The 19,390-nt window shown below is 37.1% G+C and carries 17 protein-coding genes; 12 read left to right on the top strand and 5 right to left on the bottom strand.

Annotated features, from left to right (window positions below; genetic code table 11):
• Positions 1–61: 61 nt before the first annotated feature.
• On the top strand, positions 62–1,375 hold the full coding sequence (locus tag ACTNEP_RS06795; RefSeq protein WP_441161018.1) for a DRTGG domain-containing protein: 1,314 nt from the start codon (positions 62–64) through the stop codon (positions 1,373–1,375).
• A 351-nt stretch (positions 1,376–1,726) separates the two neighbouring features.
• Here ACTNEP_RS06795 and ACTNEP_RS06790 read toward each other — a convergent pair whose 3' ends face one another.
• Positions 1,727–2,026: a YtpI family protein gene (locus ACTNEP_RS06790; protein ID WP_441161017.1), complete on the bottom strand. Its 300-nt coding sequence runs from the start codon at positions 2,024–2,026 to the stop codon at positions 1,727–1,729.
• 120 nt (positions 2,027–2,146) lie between these two features.
• On the opposite strand from ACTNEP_RS06790, the gene ACTNEP_RS06785 reads away from it, so the two are divergent.
• On the top strand, positions 2,147–3,088 hold the full coding sequence (locus tag ACTNEP_RS06785) for a DHH family phosphoesterase (protein WP_441161016.1): 942 nt from the start codon (positions 2,147–2,149) through the stop codon (positions 3,086–3,088).
• A gap of 55 nt (positions 3,089–3,143) precedes the next feature.
• Here the strand turns inward: ACTNEP_RS06785 and ytrI are convergent, their stop codons facing one another.
• Both ytrI and ACTNEP_RS06775 read right to left on the bottom strand, forming a co-directional pair.
• Complete coding sequence (ytrI, locus tag ACTNEP_RS06780) at positions 3,144–3,656, bottom strand: sporulation membrane protein YtrI (protein WP_441161015.1); 513 nt, start codon at positions 3,654–3,656, stop codon at positions 3,144–3,146.
• Positions 3,656–3,988, bottom strand: a complete 333-nt coding sequence (locus ACTNEP_RS06775) for a YtrH family sporulation protein (protein ID WP_441161014.1) — start codon at positions 3,986–3,988, stop codon at positions 3,656–3,658. Before ACTNEP_RS06775 ends, ytrI begins: the two co-directional genes overlap by 1 nt.
• A 289-nt stretch (positions 3,989–4,277) precedes the next feature.
• Here ACTNEP_RS06775 and dnaE point away from each other — a divergent pair, with 289 nt between their 5' ends.
• From dnaE to ACTNEP_RS06740, 7 genes are all read left to right on the top strand, one after another.
• Entirely contained in the window at positions 4,278–7,562 is a 3,285-nt protein-coding gene (dnaE, locus tag ACTNEP_RS06770) for a DNA polymerase III subunit alpha (RefSeq protein ID WP_441161013.1), read from the top strand.
• A gap of 86 nt (positions 7,563–7,648) precedes the next feature.
• A complete protein-coding gene (locus ACTNEP_RS06765; protein ID WP_441161012.1) occupies positions 7,649–8,215 on the top strand; it encodes a FadR/GntR family transcriptional regulator in 567 nt (188 codons plus the stop codon).
• Between the two features lie 53 nt (positions 8,216–8,268).
• Positions 8,269–9,141, top strand: coding sequence for an acetyl-CoA carboxylase, carboxyltransferase subunit beta (accD, locus tag ACTNEP_RS06760; RefSeq protein WP_441161111.1), 873 nt, complete (start codon positions 8,269–8,271; stop codon positions 9,139–9,141).
• Entirely contained in the window at positions 9,119–10,093 is a 975-nt protein-coding gene (gene accA / locus ACTNEP_RS06755) for an acetyl-CoA carboxylase carboxyl transferase subunit alpha (RefSeq protein WP_441161011.1), read from the top strand. The genes accD and accA overlap by 23 nt, the downstream gene beginning before the upstream one ends.
• 479 nt (positions 10,094–10,572) lie before the next feature.
• Positions 10,573–11,532: a 6-phosphofructokinase gene (pfkA, locus tag ACTNEP_RS06750; RefSeq protein ID WP_441161010.1), complete on the top strand. Its 960-nt coding sequence runs from the start codon at positions 10,573–10,575 to the stop codon at positions 11,530–11,532.
• Positions 11,533–11,583: 51 nt separating this feature from the next.
• A complete protein-coding gene (gene pyk / locus ACTNEP_RS06745) occupies positions 11,584–13,344 on the top strand; it encodes a pyruvate kinase (RefSeq protein WP_441161009.1) in 1,761 nt (586 codons plus the stop codon).
• Between the two features lie 66 nt (positions 13,345–13,410).
• Complete coding sequence (locus ACTNEP_RS06740) at positions 13,411–13,803, top strand: FxsA family protein (protein WP_441161007.1); 393 nt, start codon at positions 13,411–13,413, stop codon at positions 13,801–13,803.
• Here the strand turns inward: ACTNEP_RS06740 and ytvI are convergent.
• Positions 13,784–14,908, bottom strand: a complete 1,125-nt coding sequence (gene ytvI, locus ACTNEP_RS06735) for a sporulation integral membrane protein YtvI (RefSeq protein ID WP_441161006.1) — start codon at positions 14,906–14,908, stop codon at positions 13,784–13,786. The genes ACTNEP_RS06740 and ytvI overlap by 20 nt on opposite strands.
• Positions 14,909–15,003: 95 nt before the next feature.
• On the opposite strand from ytvI, the gene ACTNEP_RS06730 reads away from it, so the two are divergent.
• From ACTNEP_RS06730 to icd, 3 genes are all read left to right on the top strand, one after another.
• Positions 15,004–15,474, top strand: a complete 471-nt coding sequence (locus tag ACTNEP_RS06730) for a DUF441 domain-containing protein (RefSeq protein WP_441161004.1) — start codon at positions 15,004–15,006, stop codon at positions 15,472–15,474.
• Between the two features lie 180 nt (positions 15,475–15,654).
• Positions 15,655–16,770 carry a citrate synthase gene (citZ, locus tag ACTNEP_RS06725; protein WP_441161002.1) on the top strand — a complete coding sequence of 372 codons (1,116 nt, stop codon included), beginning with the start codon at positions 15,655–15,657 and terminating at the stop codon, positions 16,768–16,770.
• 56 nt (positions 16,771–16,826) lie between these two features.
• The gene (gene icd, locus ACTNEP_RS06720) at positions 16,827–18,092 is read left to right on the top strand and encodes an NADP-dependent isocitrate dehydrogenase (RefSeq protein ID WP_441161000.1); all 1,266 of its coding nucleotides are present in this window, start codon (positions 16,827–16,829) and stop codon (positions 18,090–18,092) included.
• A 90-nt stretch (positions 18,093–18,182) separates the two neighbouring features.
• Here the strand turns inward: icd and ACTNEP_RS06715 are convergent, their stop codons facing one another.
• Complete coding sequence (locus ACTNEP_RS06715) at positions 18,183–19,205, bottom strand: NADP-dependent oxidoreductase (RefSeq protein WP_441160999.1); 1,023 nt, start codon at positions 19,203–19,205, stop codon at positions 18,183–18,185.
• Between the last annotated feature and the right edge of the window lie 185 nt (positions 19,206–19,390).

Genomic DNA, 19,390 nt, shown 5'->3' with positions numbered 1-19,390 from the left:
AACTGTATAATTAAAATAGACGAATAAATACTAGTACAGATGAAAGATTGGTGAGCAACGATTGGCTACAAAACATGAACAAATTCTATCCTTTATTGAATCCTTAAAAGTAGGAAATAAAATATCTGTAAGACAAATTGCAAAAGAGCTTAATGTAAGTGAAGGAACAGCTTATCGTGCCATTAAAGAAGCAGAAAACAAAGGTTTGGTAAGTACGATCGAACGTGTAGGAACCATCCGAATCGAGCGTAAGCAAAAAGAAAATTTTGAAAACCTCACATTCGCGGAAATTGTAAGTATCGTCGATGGACAAGTACTTGGAGGAAGAGACGGCTTATACAAAACATTAAACAAGTTTGTGATCGGTGCAATGAAGCTTGATGCGATGATGCGCTATACGGAAAAGGATTCCCTGCTAATAGTTGGGAACCGAACAGAAGCCCATCAATTAGCATTGAAAGAGGGAGCAGCTGTACTTATTACTGGTGGATTTGATACGGATGATACAACCAAGCAATTAGCAGATCAGAAACAGTTACCTATTATATCAACTAGTTATGATACTTTTACTGTAGCTGCAATGATTAACCGAGCTATTTATGACCAGTTGATTAAAAAAGAAATTGTATTGGTTGGAGATATTTATACGAAAGTAGAGGATACATATTTTTTAAAGACAAAGGATCAAGTTGCCAGATGGTACGAATTGGAGGAAAAAACGACGCATAGCCGTTATCCTGTAGTGGATGAAAAAAATAAGGTTGTCGGGATTGTCACTTCCAAAGATGTCATTGGTCGAAAGATGGATATGTTAATTGAGAGAGTGATGACTAAAAATCCATTGACTGTGATGAAGGAAACTTCGCTAGCATATGCTGCTCACATGATGGTATGGGAAGGTATTGAAATTATGCCTGTTGTTGACCATCACCACCAGCTTGAAGGGCTTATTTCTCGTCAGGATGTATTGAAAGCACTTCAGCATATCCAGAAACAACCACAAGTAGGTGAAACAATTGATGATATAGTTTCTAATTATTTTGATCATTCGCCATCAGATCCACATTACTCTACTTATCATGCGGAGATTACACCGCAAATGACCAACCAATTAGGAACACTCTCTTATGGGGTTTTCGTTTCATTTGTGATAGAGGCTGCCCGCAGAATGCTACGTCAGCAGAAAAAAGGGGACCTAGTGGTGGAGAATATAACGGTTTATTTCTTAAAACCGATACAATTAGAAACAACGGTAACATTCCAGCCGAAAATTATCGATGTAGGCAGAAAGTCAGCAAAGATAGACATTGAAGTATATCATGAGAAAAAGGTAGTCGGAAAAGCCTTGCTGATGGCACAATTAATTGATCGTTAATGGTAGTTGATTTTCCCGATACATTACCATATATACTATTTAAACTGAGTAGAAAAAAGGTTTGAAGACAAGGATCGGAAAATACGAACAATTTCTGACTTATCGTGAGTCAAAATAAATGTACTCCTGTGACTCGGGCGGCTAGTTACGGTCACGTCCTGGGACCAACACTAGCTCATGCCCGACCTACATAGAAAACACGGCGAAAGCAATTTACGCTTGAGAGCTGTTGTACTTGTGTCCAAGGGTAAAAGCGAAGTATTGGACGGTGACGTGATGGAGACCTAACATGAACGTTCGGATTTTCCTTCCTCATTTTTCTTTATTGTCCGAGTCAAATTGAAAAAAACATTATTGATTCGCTTGAGCTCTTTTCTTAAATTCCTCTCGATAATGCATCAAACGTTTATAACCACCATAGCCTTGGAGAAAACCGAAGAAAAGAAATACAATCGTTATAAATAATGCCAGCTGTGTTTCATAGAATAAATATTGATTAATACCGAAGAAGCTTATAAAAATCCCCAGTGCAATTCGTGCTTTAGCATTTTTGATTTCTTTGGTAAGCGGATCAGGGTCGTTAGCTATCATGATTTTATAGTAAAGATACATAAAAATCGATAGGATGATAATAATTGGAAAAATAATCATTTTTACAAACCTCCCAACATGGCAAGCTATATGCTAGATAAAAATACTTTTCTATTGTATCGTGAGTGTAATAGAAAAGCTAGTAAAAAAATAACAGTTTAATAAAAAAGGGGTATACATATGTCAGTAATGTCAGAAATATTGGATAAAATTAAACAATACGATTCGATTATCATTCACAGGCATGTTCGTCCAGACCCAGATGCGTACGGATCCCAAAACGGACTTGCGGAAATCATTCGGGCAAGTTTTCTTGATAAAAAAGTGTATGTAGTTGGAGAAGAAGAGAGCTCTTTATCATTTATGGCAACAATGGATGATGTTAAAGATGAGCTTTACTCACAGTCGCTCGTGATAGTATGTGATACCGCGAATCAGGAAAGAATCTCTGATCAACGATACAAGCTGGCAAAAGAAGTGATTAAAATCGATCACCATCCTGTTGTAGATCCTTATGGAGATATTCAATGGGTGGATGTAAATTCAAGCTCAACAAGTGAAATGATTTATCATTTCTATAGTGAACAACAAGGCAAAGGCTTAAAGATGTCTGATCGGGCAGCATTTCTATTGTACAGTGGAATTGTCGGTGACACAGGACGCTTTTTATTTCCAAGCACGACTAAAAGGACTTTTCGATATGCTTCCGAGCTTGTAGGATATGACTTTGACCGTACAGAGATGTACGAGGAAATGTATAAGACAAGTTTAAATATAGCGAGGCTGAAAGGGTATATCCTTCAAAATATATCTGTTTCTAAAACTGGTGTAAGCTTTGTGAAATTAACGAAGGAAATAATGGAACAGTACAATGTGGAACCTACTGAAACAAGCTCTGTTGTGGGAATCCTCGGGGATGTGGAGGGGATAAAAGTATGGGTAATATTCGTGGAAGAAGACGATGTTATTCGGGTTCGCATTCGCTCGAAAGGTCCAGTGATTAATCAAGTAGCGGCAAAATATCATGGGGGCGGTCATCCGCTTGCATCAGGTGCTAAGATTCACCGGTGGGAAGAAGTAGACAATTTATTAACTGATTTAGAGCAAGTATGTAAAGAATAATCGTTGTAACAATCATTTCTCAAGGTCAACTATGGAAGTGTGACCTTGAGAATAATCAAGATTCTGCAGTTTTAAGTTCAATGGATAAATGAATGGTCTCGTATACGATAATTCTTTTAACCTCCGCTTGAAATCTGAAATCGTCTATATTAATTGTTTTGTTTTCAATGGTCGAGATAAGCAGATCTACTGAACTGGCAATTTCATCAACACTTCTGCCGATAGCATGGCCCGCCTCTGTTCGAATCGCTTCTTCTAGTTGGTGAATCATAATGCGGTCATTCTCTAATCGTAGCTCTTCAAGATTCAGAAATTCGATATTTAATTCTGCTACTTGTATACCTTCTTTTGTTTGCTGATCAAGCGCTTCATGATTCTTTCGCAAATTTTCGTAAGTCTGTTTTAGATCCTGAAGCTCACTTCGTAACGCCAAATTTTCTTCAATCCACTTCTCTTGTAATTGACCGAACATATAAATAAAGATAATATAACCGATAATTGTACCTAGCGAAACACCAGCAAGGAACCGTTGCCATGATGGACGTTTGTGATACGGAGGTATGTGCATTATTCAATCTCCTCTTGAATAATCCATTCAATTATTAGTAAAGCAGTGTTAGCCCCACCCATAGCCGTAATGATCAGTAGTATCTGTTTAACTAAATCAATGGTTGATCCTTCATAGATACCTCTTTCAAAATTATAAATCGCATCAAATGTACCTCCAATTGCCGCAACTATTGCCCAAATACGCAAGTTTTTTGCGATTCTGTTGATATGTGTGAATGGAGGATCGCCTGTGACGAATGCACCGATACTTCCGATTATGGACCCACCAATCATTACACCAAAGGCGATAAAATAACATTGAATCATTGTAACCATAAAGCGTTCTTCCATTCACACCCCTCCCAAAGAAAAAATGGACCTTAATAAAATATATGTGAACTTGTCTACTATATGTTTACGAACTTACAAGTTAAACAGGGTCTGTTATAATAACAATTAAGGGAAATGGGAATCCTGACACACAATAAAAAGTACATAATAAATAAAATGAACGGAAAACCCAAAGAATAAAGCTTTGTGAGCAGAGTGAATGTTTGCTTTTTGATTGTTTATAACATACAATATCAATATTTTCTACTATAAATAGAACGTTTGATCGCATTGCGTAGGAGGTGAGCGTATGTCGTATGCTGCACTGCAAATCAAAAGCGGTTACTCTTTAATGAACAGCACGATTCAAATAGCACCTTTAATAAATAAAGCGAAAAGCTATGGCTATCAGCATCTTGCATTGACAGATGAAGGAATCATGCACGGTACGATTCCTTTTTATCAGGCATGTAAGAATGCAGGGATTAATCCGATTATCGGTTTGTCCTACCAATTTGATATCGAGGAACGTTCAGTTGAAGCCATCGCTTTGGCCAAGAATAGGACAGGTTACAAATATCTGTTACAGATAAGTACATCGTTGCAGCAAGGCGAAAAGATAACGCCCGAGATACTAGAGAACTTTGATGAATCTCTTATTACCATTTTCCCTGCTGAACAGTGGCAATTAGAACAAATAGCGACTAATATACAAGAAATCAAAGGAAAATGTTCACTAAACAATATGCGTTTAGGTATAACCGCAAAAATCGCTGCTAGCCGAAATTTGCTCGAACACGTGGATATAGATAAAGTGGCAATAACAGATATACGATACTTGAATAAGCAAGACCTTCTTCCATACAGTAGTTTGCAGGCAATAGCTCAAGGTGTGAAATGGAAAAAGACAATGTTAGAGGAAATGACAGGTACATACTTAAAATCACCTGAAGAACTGGAGGCAGATTTCCAGGCATGGCCAGAATTACTGACAGAAGCTAATCAAATCGCCGCACAATGTAAAGTAGAACTGTTATTGGATCAAAAGCTACTACCTAAATTCCCTGTTCCAAGTGATGACCATGCGGATCAATTTTTAGAAGAGCTTTGTGAAAAGAAATTAATGGAAAAATATCAACACGTAACAGACGAAATCACTGATCGTCTCCATTATGAAATGGACGTCATCCAGTCGATGGGCTTCAGTGATTATTTTCTTATTGTTTGGGACTTTGTGAATTATGCAAAGAAAAACAACATAATGGTAGGACCTGGTCGTGGATCAGCGGCCGGATCACTTGTCGCATACCTTTTAGGTATTACAGATGTTGATCCAATTCAATATGATTTACTATTTGAGCGTTTCTTAAACCCGGATCGTGTGACAATGCCAGATATCGATATTGACTTTTCTGATGAGAAACGGGATCAGGTAATTCGGTATGTAATCGATAAATACGGTGAGGATCATGTGGCACAAATCATCACTTTTGGTACGTTTGCTGCGAGATCGCTATTGCGAGAGCTTTTTAAAGTGTTTGATATTGCCGACAGTGACCAGGCATATATATTAAAATCATTGCCAAAAGATAGTAACAGTACAATTGCTACACTTTTAAAGCAATCACCTGAATTAACAGATTATGTGAAACAATCAGAGCAATTAAAGCGATTGTTTAAAATTGCTAATCAATTGGAAGGACTTCCTCGACATGTATCCACACATGCCGCTGGAGTAATTATTAGTGATCAACCATTGACACAGCACGTGGCGACGATGCCATCACAAAACAATGTAGCATTAACACAATATCCAATGAATGACTTAGAGAAAATCGGCTTGTTAAAGATCGATTTTCTCGGGTTACGTAATTTAACCTTAATAGAAAAAATACTAAAACAAATTGAGTTTCATTATAAGAAAACTATTTCCTTGGAAAATATCCCTTTTGATGATGAACATACCTATAAACTATTACAAAAAGGGGAAACAAATGGTATTTTTCAATTGGAATCACAGGGGATGCAGAAAGTATTACGAGAATTACGTCCCACTAACTTTGAAGATATAGTAGCTGTGAATGCTTTGTATCGTCCAGGTCCGATGGAATTTATTCCAACTTATATTGAACGAAAGCATAAGCAACAGAAAATACCTGCTCTTCATCCAGATTTAGCTTCGATATTACAAAAAACATATGGAGTACTCGTCTATCAGGAACAAATCATGCAAATTGTTCATAAAATGGCCGGCTTTACATATGGAGAAGCTGATATCCTTAGAAGAGCAGTCAGTAAAAAAGATAAAAAGCTAATAATGGATAATAAGCAAAAGTTTATTAATGGAAGTTTGGAAAATGGCTATAATCAACAAACTGCAGAAGAAATTTTTAATTGGATAGTCCGCTTTAGTAATTATGGTTTTAACAGAAGTCATGCAGTTGCTTACAGTGTTATTGCCTATCAACTAGCCTATTTGAAAGCTAACTATCCGCTCGCATTCTTTATTGAAATGCTTAGTATGCATATAGGGAATACGGAGAAGATCCAGATTTATATACGTGAAGCAAAAAATAGGAATATAACGATCTTGCCTCCTTCTATTAATCATAGTATCGGTAAGTTTAAGGCAGAAAAGGGTGGTATCAGGATTGGCTTAAACTTGATCAAAGGAATAGGATACCAAGTTGTGCAAACTATCATAGATGCACGTAAGAATCAACACTTTAAAAATTTATTCGATTTTTGCTTAAGGGTACCTTTGCAAAAAATTAATCGATCGAACATTGAATCATTAATTTTAGCAGGTGCATTCGATGAATTGCATGATAATCGTGCCACATTATTGGCTAGTCTTGATGAAGCAATAGAGCAAGGTGAATTATTCAAAGAATTTGATGACCAGCTTCATTTCTTCGAAGGAGATCTTGCCTTAGAGGCATCGTATACGGAAACGGATCCGTATCCAATTATGAAGCAATTGATGATGGAGAAAGAAGTAATTGGCTTTTTTGTGTCCACTCATCCTTTAGCACAGGTGCGTGAAAAAATTCGAAAATATGGATATATTTCGATTCAACAGGTACATCAGCTAAAACAAAGAAAGATAAAAATGGCGGCAGTAGTCCAGTCCTTGAAAGTGATTCGAACGAAAAAAGGAGAAACGATGGCATTTGCAACGATCTCAGATGAAACAGGAGAAATGGACACTGTATTATTTCCGAACATATTCAGACAGGTTAATCACTGGCTTGAAGAAGATAGCTTTATATTTGTGGAAGGAAAATTAGAAGAACGAAATGAAAAAAAACAGCTGATTGTTAATGATGTTCAGCCATATCAGCTCGAGGAAAAGCAAGTAACAACCGATAGTGTCTATATTAAAGTAGTAGAGGAAAAAGAAAAATCGCTAGCGAAATTGGAAGAATTGGCAACGAAATACCCTGGCTCTTCAACGGTATATCTGTATCAGGAAGAACAACGGCAATTATTTAAGTTGTCAAGTAGCTATAACCTTGACAGTGCTTGGAATGTTGTCAAAGAATTAAAACAATATTTTGGAGAGGATAATATAGTGATCAGGCATTCTTCATAGAAGGGTGCCTCTTTACATCATCTATTGATCTGATATAATGTAATAGTTAATTGGTCTGACCAGTAAAGACTTACAGGAGGAAAGTAATGTCAGAGCGCACGAAAGTGTATCAGCAAGTATTAAACGAAATTCAACGTCTTATTAAAGAAGATGGTTATAAACCTGGTGATAAGCTGCCATCCGAAAGACAGCTATCCGTACAATTAGATGCAGCCAGGTCCTCTGTTAGAGAAGCTTTACGGGCTATTGAGTTGTTAGGTATTATCGAAACAAGGCAAGGGGAAGGTACTTACTTACGGGATTATCAAACGTATTATGCCGTCGGGTTATTAGCTTCATTTGTTTTACAAGGTCCTCAGATACAAGAAGAACTGCAACAGACAAAAAGAGTATTGGAAAATCATGTATTATCCATTGCATCCCTTTCTAAGGAACAACTCCAGCAGTTAATGGATATTTTAGACGATCCATATTTATCAAAAGAAGAAAAGCACCTTCGTTTTTTTCTAGTCTTTTTTAAAGCGAATGGTAATCAGCTTTTGTTAAAAGTATGGCGTCTTATGCAAGATTTTTCGGAGAATATTGAGCAAGATACTTATCCTGAACATTATTATTATGATATGGTAAAAAAATACAAAAAAACAATTGAATAAGCAATTTTATTCTTGAATACATTGTAGTGTAATAGAAGGAGGAATCTTCCTTGTTGAATTTGTTTGGCAAAAAGAAAAAATATGCATCCATTCCTAGTGAGAATGGCAAGAAAGATGTGCCTGAGGGTTTAATGCAAAAATGTGGCGGATGCAAAAAAATATTCTATCAAAAAGAATTGATTAAAAATTTAAATGTTTGTCCTGAATGTGGGCACCATCATCAAATTTCTGCATATGATCGTATCAACAGTTTATTTGATGAAGACAGCTTCGAGGAATGGGATAAAGAATTGTTATCAGAAAATCCACTACAATTTCCTGAATATGAAGGCAAACTAGCAAAAGATAGAGAAAAAACAGGGTTAAATGAAGCTGTTGTAACAGGAGAAGGTAAAATCCATGAGATTAGAACAGCGGTTGCCATCATGGATTCCCGTTTTAGAATGGGAAGTATGGGATCTGTAGTAGGAGAAAAAATTGCCAGAGCTATTGAACGTGCTCGTGTAGAAAAGATGCCGATCATTGTTTTTACTGCATCTGGTGGAGCTCGTATGCAAGAAGGTATATTAAGTCTGATGCAGATGGCTAAAACATCGATTGCGATTGAACGTTTGCATAGAGAAAATGGTTTGTTTATTTCTGTTATGACAAATCCTACTACTGGTGGTGTTTCTGCAAGCTTTGCTTCGATTGGAGATTATAATTTTGCTGAACCAGGAGCATTAATCGGTTTTGCTGGAAGACGAATAATCGAACAAACCATTCGTGAAAAACTACCGAAGGATTTTCAAACTGCAGAATTTCAGTTGAAGCATGGTCAGGTTGATAAAGTCATTCCTCGTGGAGAAATGCGCGATACACTTGGAACGATATTGGAAATTCATGGGTTTGGAGGTGACTCAGTTGAAACACGTGCTGGAGTTTGAGAAACCTGTTATTGAGTTACGTGAAAAGATAGAAGAATTAAAAGCAATGACAAAAGATAGTGATATTGATTTATCCGATGAAATAACAAAAATGGAAAATCGTCTGGCTAAATTAGAAAATGATATATATGGAAAGTTGAAACCTTGGGATCGTGTACAAATCGCTCGTCATCCCGAACGTCCAACATCTTTGGACTATATTGAGCAATTATTTACTAATTTTATTGAATTTCATGGTGATCGTTTATATGGTGATGATGAAGCGATTGTAGCGGGTATTGCTAAGTACAAAGGTAAGCCAGTCACTGTCATTGGACAACAACGTGGAAAAAATACTAAAGATAATATTAAACGTAATTTTGGAAGTCCACATCCAGAAGGGTATCGGAAGGCACTGCGTCATATGAAGCAAGCAGAAAAATTCAAGCGACCAGTTATAACATTTATTGATACAAAAGGTGCATATCCCGGGAAAGCGGCAGAAGAACGAGGACAGAGTGAGGCTATTGCAAGAAACCTGATGGAAATGGCGGGGCTTAAAGTACCGATCATTTGTATTGTGATTGGGGAAGGCGGAAGTGGTGGTGCACTTGGTATTGGCGTAGGAGACAAAATTCACATGTTAGAGAATTCTACTTATTCCGTCATCTCACCTGAGGGGGCAGCAGCTTTACTGTGGAAGGATTCGGGACAGGCTGAAAGGGCTGCTAAGTCTTTGAAAATAACGGCTCCCGATTTAAAAGACTTAGAGGTAATTGATGAGGTGATTCCAGAACCACTTGGTGGAGCTCACCGTGATCCAGTTACGCAAGCTTTGAACATCAGTAAAGTACTAGATGCATCATTACAGGAGTTAGAAGTAGAAACAGAAATTTCATTACTGGACAAACGATGGGAAAAATATAAACAGATCGGCGACGTCCAATCAATAGTAGAAAAAGTAGAAGTCTAAATCCAAACCTCTCCAACTTTAGGAGAGGTTTTTCTCATTACACCCCCTTTAATATATCTGGGGTGGCTAGTAATGCTTCTAAAGTAGGATTCCATGGTGCAAGTGCGTAAGAAGCTCATTCAATTAAGTTCCTTAGCTAAGGGCGTGTCCGTGGAGGCGAAGTATTCTGCCGGAGCGGTATGCTGATACTTCCTATGGAGCGAATGAAAGAAGCCTTACTCTGGAGAATTTACTAGCACGTTATTGTATTTAATATGAATTAGTAAAAAAAATAGAGAGTTTTTTGGGTTTGATAAACGATAAAAAACAACAAAAATCTTTCAAAGTTAAGAGAAATACGCTAAAATTATATTGTTTAGGGGTGAGTTTCGTTTTTATTTCATGTATAATCTATAGGGGTATTCCTATATAGTTTAAAAGAGAGAAAAAATGGGGAAAAATGTTGTAGGACAATTTATTTTGTTAATGAGGTGATTTATTTGAAGAAAATTGGTGTATTAACAAGTGGTGGAGATGCACCGGGGATGAATGCGGCAGTTCGTTCTGTTGTTCGGAAAGCTATCTATCATGATTTAGAAGTTTACGGTGTATACAACGGATATGAAGGTTTAATGGAAGGTAATATTAAGAAAATGGAACTAGGTTCAGTAGGAGACATTATCCAACGAGGTGGAACAATACTGTATTCTGCAAGATCCGAAGAATTTAAGACAGATGAAGGCCAGCAAAAAGCAATTGAGCAAATGAGAAAAATCGGGATAGAAGGGCTTATTGTCATTGGTGGAGACGGATCGTTTCGTGGTGCCGAAAAATTAACGCAGAAAGGTTTTCCATGCATCGGTGTGCCGGGAACTATTGATAATGATATTCCAGGAACTGACTATACAATAGGTTTTGATACAGCACTTAATACAATTGTCAATGCTGTGGACAAAATTCGTGATACAGCAACGTCACACGAACGTACATATGTTATTGAAGTAATGGGAAGAGATGCCGGCGATTTAGCATTATGGGCAGGTCTTGCCAATGGTGCGGAAAGCGTAATTATTCCTGAACAAGAAGAAAGCTTCGAAAGTGTTGTAAGCAAACTGAAACGAGGACAGGAACGTGGAAAAAAACATAGTATTATTATTCTTGCAGAAGGTGTAGGCAGTGGTGTCGAATACGGAAAACGTATAGAAGAAGAAACCAATATGGACACACGTGTAACAGTCCTTGGCCATATTCAGCGTGGAGGTTCACCTTCAGGGTATGACCGTGTATTGGCAAGTCGTTTGGGTGCAAAAGCTGTTGACTTATTAATGGATGGCGTCGGTGGTCGGATGGTTGGTATTCAAAATAATCTTGTCGTTGATCATGATATTTCAGAAGTTTTATCTAAAAAACATGCAGTTAATATGAACATGTATAACTTAGCAAATCAACTTTCTATTTAAACATATAATACATTTGTTGAAAACACGGTTGAGATTGAAGGAGGAAGCAAAATGAGAAGAACAAAAATCGTTTGTACGATTGGTCCAGCATCAGAAGCAGAAGAAAAATTAGAACAATTAATCAAAGCAGGTATGAATGTAGCCCGGTTAAACTTCTCTCATGGAGATTTTGATGAACATGGTGCAAGAATTAAAAATATTCGAAATGTAGCCAAAAAACTAGGTAAAACAGTTGCCATCCTTTTAGATACAAAAGGGCCTGAGATTCGTACAGGAACGTTGAAAGATGGAAAAGCTGATATTATAAAAGGTAACACTGTATATGTATCAATGGATGATATAGAAGGTAATGAAGAACGTATTTCGGTAACTTATCCTCAGTTAATTCATGATGTAGAGGTAGGATCTAAGTTATTATTAGATGATGGCTTAATTGCTTTGGAAGTAACTGAAATTCACAAAGATAGAAATGAATTAAAAACGGTAGCACTTAACTCTGGATTATTAAAAAACAAAAAAGGAGTCAATGTACCGAATGTAAGTGTTAATCTTCCTGGTATCACCGAAAAGGATGCTGCTGACATTAAGTTTGGAATTGAACAAGGTGTAGATTTTATTGCAGCTTCATTTGTTCGTCGTGCATCTGATGTGCTAGAAATTAGAGGATTGTTAGAAGAACATAATGCAACACATATTCAAATCATTCCAAAAATAGAGAACCAAGAAGGTGTCGATAACTTAGACGCAATCCTTCAAGTGAGCGATGGGTTAATGGTGGCACGTGGTGACTTGGGGGTAGAAATTCCACCAGAAGAAGTACCATTAGTTCAGAAGGAAATGATTTATAAATGTAACAATGCTGGTAAACCAGTTATTACTGCAACTCAAATGCTTGATTCAATGCAACGTAATCCACGACCTACTAGGGCGGAAGCATCAGACGTTGCGAACGCGATTTTAGACGGAACAGACGCCATTATGCTTTCTGGTGAAACAGCAGCTGGTGACTATCCAATTGAAACAGTAGAAACAATGAGTAATATCGCTAGGAAAGCAGAAACGGCTATTGATCATAAGGCAATGCTGGACCTTCGTTCTAAGGCATCAGATATGACGATTACAGATGCTATTAGTCAGTCTGTTAATCATTCAGCAATGAATCTAAATGTAGATGCGATTTTAACACCTACAGTTAGTGGCTTTACTGCTCGTATGATTTCAAAATATCGTCCGGAAGCACCGATTGTTGCCGTTACATTTGATGAACAAGTAAGTAGAAAATTGGCATTGGTATGGGGTGTAGAAACAATTGTTGGCACACTTGGTCATACTACTGATGACGTATTGGAAGAAGCAATTGAACAAGGATTGAAAACTAATCACTTCAAACGCGGTGATCGTGTAATTATTACTGCTGGTGTTCCAGTCGGAGAAAGTGGTACGACTAATCTGATGAAAGTCCATGTAATTGGAGATGTTTTGGCTAAAGGACAAGGAGTAGGGAAAGGTAGTACGTATGGACGAGCTGTTATTTGTAAAGACGCAGATGAAGCAAAATTAAAGTTGAAGCAAGATGATATCATTATTACTTATGGGACAGATAAGGACATGATGCCATCGATTGAGAAAGCAGGAGGAATCATTACAGAAGAAGGTGGATTGACTTCTCATGCTGCAGTTGTTGGTTTAAGCTTAGGAATACCGGTTATTGTAGGTGTAGAGAAAGCTTTAGAATTAATTAACGATGGACAAGATATAACGATTGATGCACAGAAAGGCGATATATACGCTGGTCATGCAAGTGTTCTTTAAAATAACGGAAAAATAGAGAAGAAGTCCAGCTTCTTCTCTATTTTTATCTACAAAAGGGTGATAACGATGTTTCGAATCTTTCTATTATTAATTTTAGTTGTTCCAGCATTAGAAATTGGTGTATTAGTCTGGGCTGGTGGATATATAGGGCCGTGGTGGCTTATACTATTAATTATATTGACTGGTGTAGTTGGTGCTTGGTTAGCCAAACAACAAGGATTGGAAACGTTAAGGAAAGCAAGAGATTCTATGAGCATGGGCTATGCTCCTCAGGAACATATTTTTGATGGTATTTGTATCTTAATAGGTGGCATCGTGCTATTGACGCCTGGCTTTATAACAGATGCATTTGGTTTCTGTCTGTTAATCCCTTTTACTAGAAGACCTTTTAAAAATATGTTTCAAAATATTGCTCGTAAATGGATGGAAAGTGGGAGATTTACGATTTATCGACGGTAAACTGATTATGTTTAATATAATGCCATATTATATGGAACAGATTTGCTTCACTACACGCTTTCCCGATAAAAAGAATAGCAGGGCCTAACCATAATCCCTTAACACCAAATAACTGAAAACCTAAGTAAATGGCCATAATCGTTAAAATCGGATGGATACCTAAGGCATTAGAAACGATCTTTGGTTCCAAAATTTGCCTTTGTAAGATAACAAATAAATAGAGCGAAAACAGGCAGATTGCCAATGTCGTTTCTCCTGTCATAAATAAATACAAGCTCCATGGGACAAAAACAATTCCAGTTCCTAAAATAGGTAAAAGGTCCACTAATGCCATCAAAAGTGCTATCGTAAAGGCATGTTTGATTTGGAAAATGCTTAATCCGAGAAGAATAATCGTAAAAGTGATCGATATCAGGATTAATTGGGCTTTTAAATACCTGATAATTTTTGATTTTATTTGTTTGGAGACAGATGAAGAAATTTGAATGTATGATAAAGGAACTTTTTTCAAAATATATTGGTAGAACTTGTCCCAATCTTTACAAATGAAAAAAGTACATAAAAATGAAAAGATAATAATGGTGACAGACCCTGGCAGGCTTGCGATTTGCGATCCGAGCCAGTTTAATATTATCTCTAATAAATAGGCGATTTGATCAGCTAGACTGATACTTATTTCGGCTAATTGTTCCTCAATAAGAGAATGCTGCTCATCAGGTAAACTATGGATATACTGATTTGCTTTTTGAATAAATGGTTGTATCCACTGATTAAAACTGGTAATAGTCTGTTCCAGGAAGAAACGTAGGTTATCTGGCATTGATTTCGTTAAGTAAACTATTCCTTGTAGTAATTCAAGACCGATATAAAAAAGTGAGATAATGATGCCAACAATAGCGATGAAAATTGCTAATAAACAGCTTAACACATAGGGAATCTTCAAATGAACATGCATCAATTTAATAATCGGAAATAAAAGAATAGCAAATATACAGGCTAAAAAGAACGGAAATAGAAATTGGATAATTAGATAAACGATTAATAACAACAACGAAAGAATACTTATCAGGTATATAATTCTTATTGTCATTTGCTTAGTTAGCATAGTAAAATCTCCTTCTAATTCAGGGGTTATTTTTTTCAAAATGAAGCACTTTGTGATAAGATAAACATTGGTGAGTAGGCTGTGGAGGACATCTTATGTTAAGTAGTTCAACCATTTTTTTACTAATATTATTTTTGCTTGGCTACATTGCCAAAAACCAGGCTATTATGGTAGCTGTGTACATACTTTTTGGAATGAAGTTATTAAAAATTGATGATAAGCTTTTTCCTTACATACAGGACAAAGGAATTGGCTGGGGTGTCATCATCATAACAGTTGCTGTGTTAATTCCAATTGCAACAGGAGAGATAGGATTCAAAGAATTACTGCAAAGTGTAAAATCTTACCACGCCTGGGTGGCTCTTATTGCCGGGATGTTCGTAGCAGTTGTGGCAAAGCATGGACTTTCATTGTTAGCCAATGATCCCGAAATTACTACTGCACTTGTAATAGGCACTATTATTGCTGTTGTAATGTTTCAAGGTGTTGCGGTAGGTCCTTTGATTGGCGCGGGAATTGCATATGTTATTATCAAAATGCTTGATGCACTTTTATTTTTCAAGTAATGAAAGGTAATACAAGCTATGATAGAAAACGAGAATATATGATAAATTTTAATCGTTTTCATTTACTATCTTTTTTTGTTTGTTTATAATAGGCATGGGGATGTTCAAAAGCACCATTATTTTTATCGCTTTTGACGGTAGAAGTAAAAGCAATTTGGATAAGAAAAGGAGAGGGATGTTATGTCAACAACGAAAGGACTTGAAGGGGTAGTAGCAGCAGAGTCAAAGGTTAGTTCTATTATTGATGATCAACTTACATATGTTGGTTATACGATCGATGATCTGGCAGAGAATGCTAGCTTTGAGGAAGTTGTCTTTTTATTGTGGAATAAAAGGCTTCCAAATAAAGAAGAGCTAGTTGAGTTGGAATCTGACTTATTTGAAAATATGACATTACCAGATGGAGTAGTAGAACATTTTAAGTCATATGATATACATAATGTTCATCCGATGGCTGCTTTAAGAACAGCTGTCTCACTGCTTGGTTTGTATGATCCGGAAGCTGATGACATGAGTGAAGAGGCTAATAAACGGAAAGCGATTAAACTGCAAGCAAAGGTAGCTTCAATAGTAACCGCTTTTTCACGTATTCGTGATGGAAAAGATGTGGTACAGCCAAAGAAAGGCTTGAGCTATGCCGCAAACTTCCTTTATATGCTGAATGGTGAAGAGCCTAGTGATTTAGAAACAGAAGCGATTAATAAAGCATTAGTGCTTCACGCAGATCATGAACTAAATGCATCTACTTTCACTTCACGTGTATGTGTTGCTACATTATCAGATATCTATTCTGGTATTACAGCAGCCATTGGTGCGCTTAAAGGACCACTTCACGGTGGTGCAAATGAACGTGTAATGGAAATGTTGCTTGAAATCGGTGAAGTCGATAATGCTATTCCATATGTAAAAGAAAAAATGGCTAATAAAGAAAAGATCATGGGCATGGGTCATCGTGTATACAAGACAGGGGATCCACGTGCTAAACATCTCAAGAAAATGTCCAAAGAATTAACGGAACGTCAAGGGATGGCAAAGTGGTATGAAATGTCCGTAAAAATTGAAGAATATATTAAATCGGAAAAAGGATTACCTGCTAATGTTGATTTCTATTCCGCTTCCGTGTACCATAGTTTAGGGATTAAACATGATCTTTATACACCAATTTTTGCGATGAGTCGTTTCTCTGGTTGGATTGCTCATATTTTAGAACAATATGAGAACAACCGTTTAATTAGACCACGTGCAGAATATGTTGGTCCACAAAAACAAACTTATGTGGATGTCAATCAGCGTTAACCATTTTCTTTATGAAAATGATATAAATAATAATGAGTCTAGGAGGAATATGAATTATGGGTGAAAAAATTACAGTAGAAAATGGTGTGGTACAAACACCAAATAAACCTGTCATTCCTTTTATTGAAGGGGACGGAACTGGTCCAGATATTTGGGCTGCAGCCAGCAGAGTGCTAGAGGCTGCTGTTGAAAAAGCTTACAACGGTGAAAAAGGTATTGAATGGAAAGAAGTGCTTGCTGGTGAGAAAGCATATAACCAAACAGGTGAATGGCTACCAGAAGAGACACTTGATGTAATCCGTGAATATAAAATTGCGATTAAAGGACCTCTTACAACACCAATCGGTGGCGGTATCCGCTCTTTAAATGTAGCACTTCGTCAAAAATTAGATCTATTTACTTGTCTTCGTCCTGTCCGTTGGTTTGAGGGAGTTCCATCACCAGTTAAGCGTCCTGAGGATACAGACATGGTTATTTTCCGTGAAAACACAGAAGATATTTATGCAGGTATTGAATGGCAAGAAGGCTCTGATGAAGTGAAAAAAGTAATTGACTTCCTTCAAAACGAAATGGGTGTTGAAAACATTCGTTTCCCTGAAACTTCTGGTCTCGGTGTAAAACCAGTATCTAAAGAAGGTACTAGTCGACTTGTGCGTGCTGCAATAGATTACGCAATTAATGAAGGACGTAAAAGTGTTACTTTAGTACATAAGGGTAACATTATGAAATTTACAGAAGGTGCCTTCAAAAACTGGGGTTACGAAATAGCAGAAAAAGAATACGGTGACAAAGTGTTCACATGGGCAGAGTATGACAAAATCGTCGAAGAAAAGGGCCGTGATGCAGCGGATAAAGCGCAAGCAGATGCAGAAGCAGCTGGTCGTATCATCGTAAAAGATGCGATTGCAGATATTTTCTTACAACAAATTCTTACTCGTCCAAAAGAATTTGATGTAGTTGCCACCATGAACTTAAATGGTGACTATGTATCAGATGCATTAGCTGCACAGGTTGGTGGTATCGGTATTGCCCCAGGTGCGAACATTAACTATGAATCTGGACACGCTATTTTTGAGGCAACTCATGGTACGGCACCTAAATACGCTGGACTTGATAAAGTGAATCCGTCCTCAGTCATTCTATCTGGTGTATTAATGCTTGAGCACCTTGGATGGAGAGAAGCTGGTGAATTAATCCTTCAATCAATGGATAAAACAATCGGTTCAAAAGTTGTAACCTATGACTTCGCTCGTCTAATGGATGGAGCAACAGAAGTGAAAACATCAGAATTTGCTGATGAACTAATCAAAAATATGGGTTAAGAAAAAAGCATCGGATAACCTCCGATGCTTTTTCAATGTTTTATAGGTTAACAGAGAAAGGGAGTACGCATTCCTCATTGCTTCAAAGAGTTATTTGCTAGATATATCTGCAACCTTTACTAGTAGTTTTCCGATGTTATTACCTTTAAATAAATCAAGGAAACCATCCGGGATTTGTTCAAAGCCTTCTTTGATCGTTTCTTGGTATTGTAATTTGCCTTCTTTTAACCATTTAGCAAGCACTGCAGAACCTTCAGGGAATTGATTAGCATAATCACCTACTGTAAAACCTTGCATTAACACACTTTTCTTAATAAGTGTCGTTTGCACACGTGGGCCGATATCTTCACCTTCCAAATTGTAACTAGAGATAGCCCCGCAAACAGGAATACGAGCAAATTTATTTAATTGTGCATGTACTGCATCAGAGATTTCACCACCAACATTATCAAAGTAAACATCTATCCCGTTCGGACATGCTTTTGCCAAGTCATCCGCCAAATTGGATGTTGTCTTATAATTAATCGCTTCGTCGAAATTTAATTCTTCTTTTAAGTATTGAATCTTATCAGTCGAACCAGCAATTCCTACCACACGTGCTCCTTTGATACGAGCAATTTGACCGACTACAGACCCGACAGCCCCTGCAGCTCCAGAAATAACGACCGTTTCTCCTGCTTTCGGTTTACCAATCTCTAGCAACCCGAAGTATGCGGTTAATCCAGTCATCCCTAAAATTCCTAAGTGAGTGGAAATAGGAGCCATATCTTTATCTATTTTTCTAACTTCTGTTTCTTTTGCTGTATAATATGTCTGCCAACCATATCCGCCAATAACAATATCACCTTGAGCAAATTGATCTGATTGTGACTCAATTACTTCACCAATCACTCCACCTTCAATCACTTCATTTAATTGAAAAGGAGCTACGTAAGAAGGGGCATCAATCATTCTCCCGCGCATATATGGATCAACTGAAACATATAATGTGCGCACAAGTATCTCACCATTACTAGGTTGTGTAATAGCTGTTTCGGCAAACTGAAATGTATCTTTACTAGGTGTTCCAGTCGGACGATTTGCCAAAAGAATTTGTTTGTTCTTCCTATTCATTTTGATTCCTCCAGTTCATTGATAGAAACCTTACACATACACCATAGCAAAAAATAAATCCTAAATGAAATCAAGTGCTTACTTTATCACAGTGCTAATTGTTTACTAAGGCCCACACTGGCCATAGTCTTACTTTATTTTTTTTGTATCGAAAAATTACTGTCTTTTACTACCTCTTCCTGATA

Origin of the sequence: Gracilibacillus sp. HCP3S3_G5_2, from assembly GCF_052063305.1 — a bacterium.
GTDB lineage: Bacteria > Bacillota > Bacilli > Bacillales > Amphibacillaceae > Gracilibacillus.
This window is presented reverse-complemented; position numbering and strand designations above follow the sequence as displayed.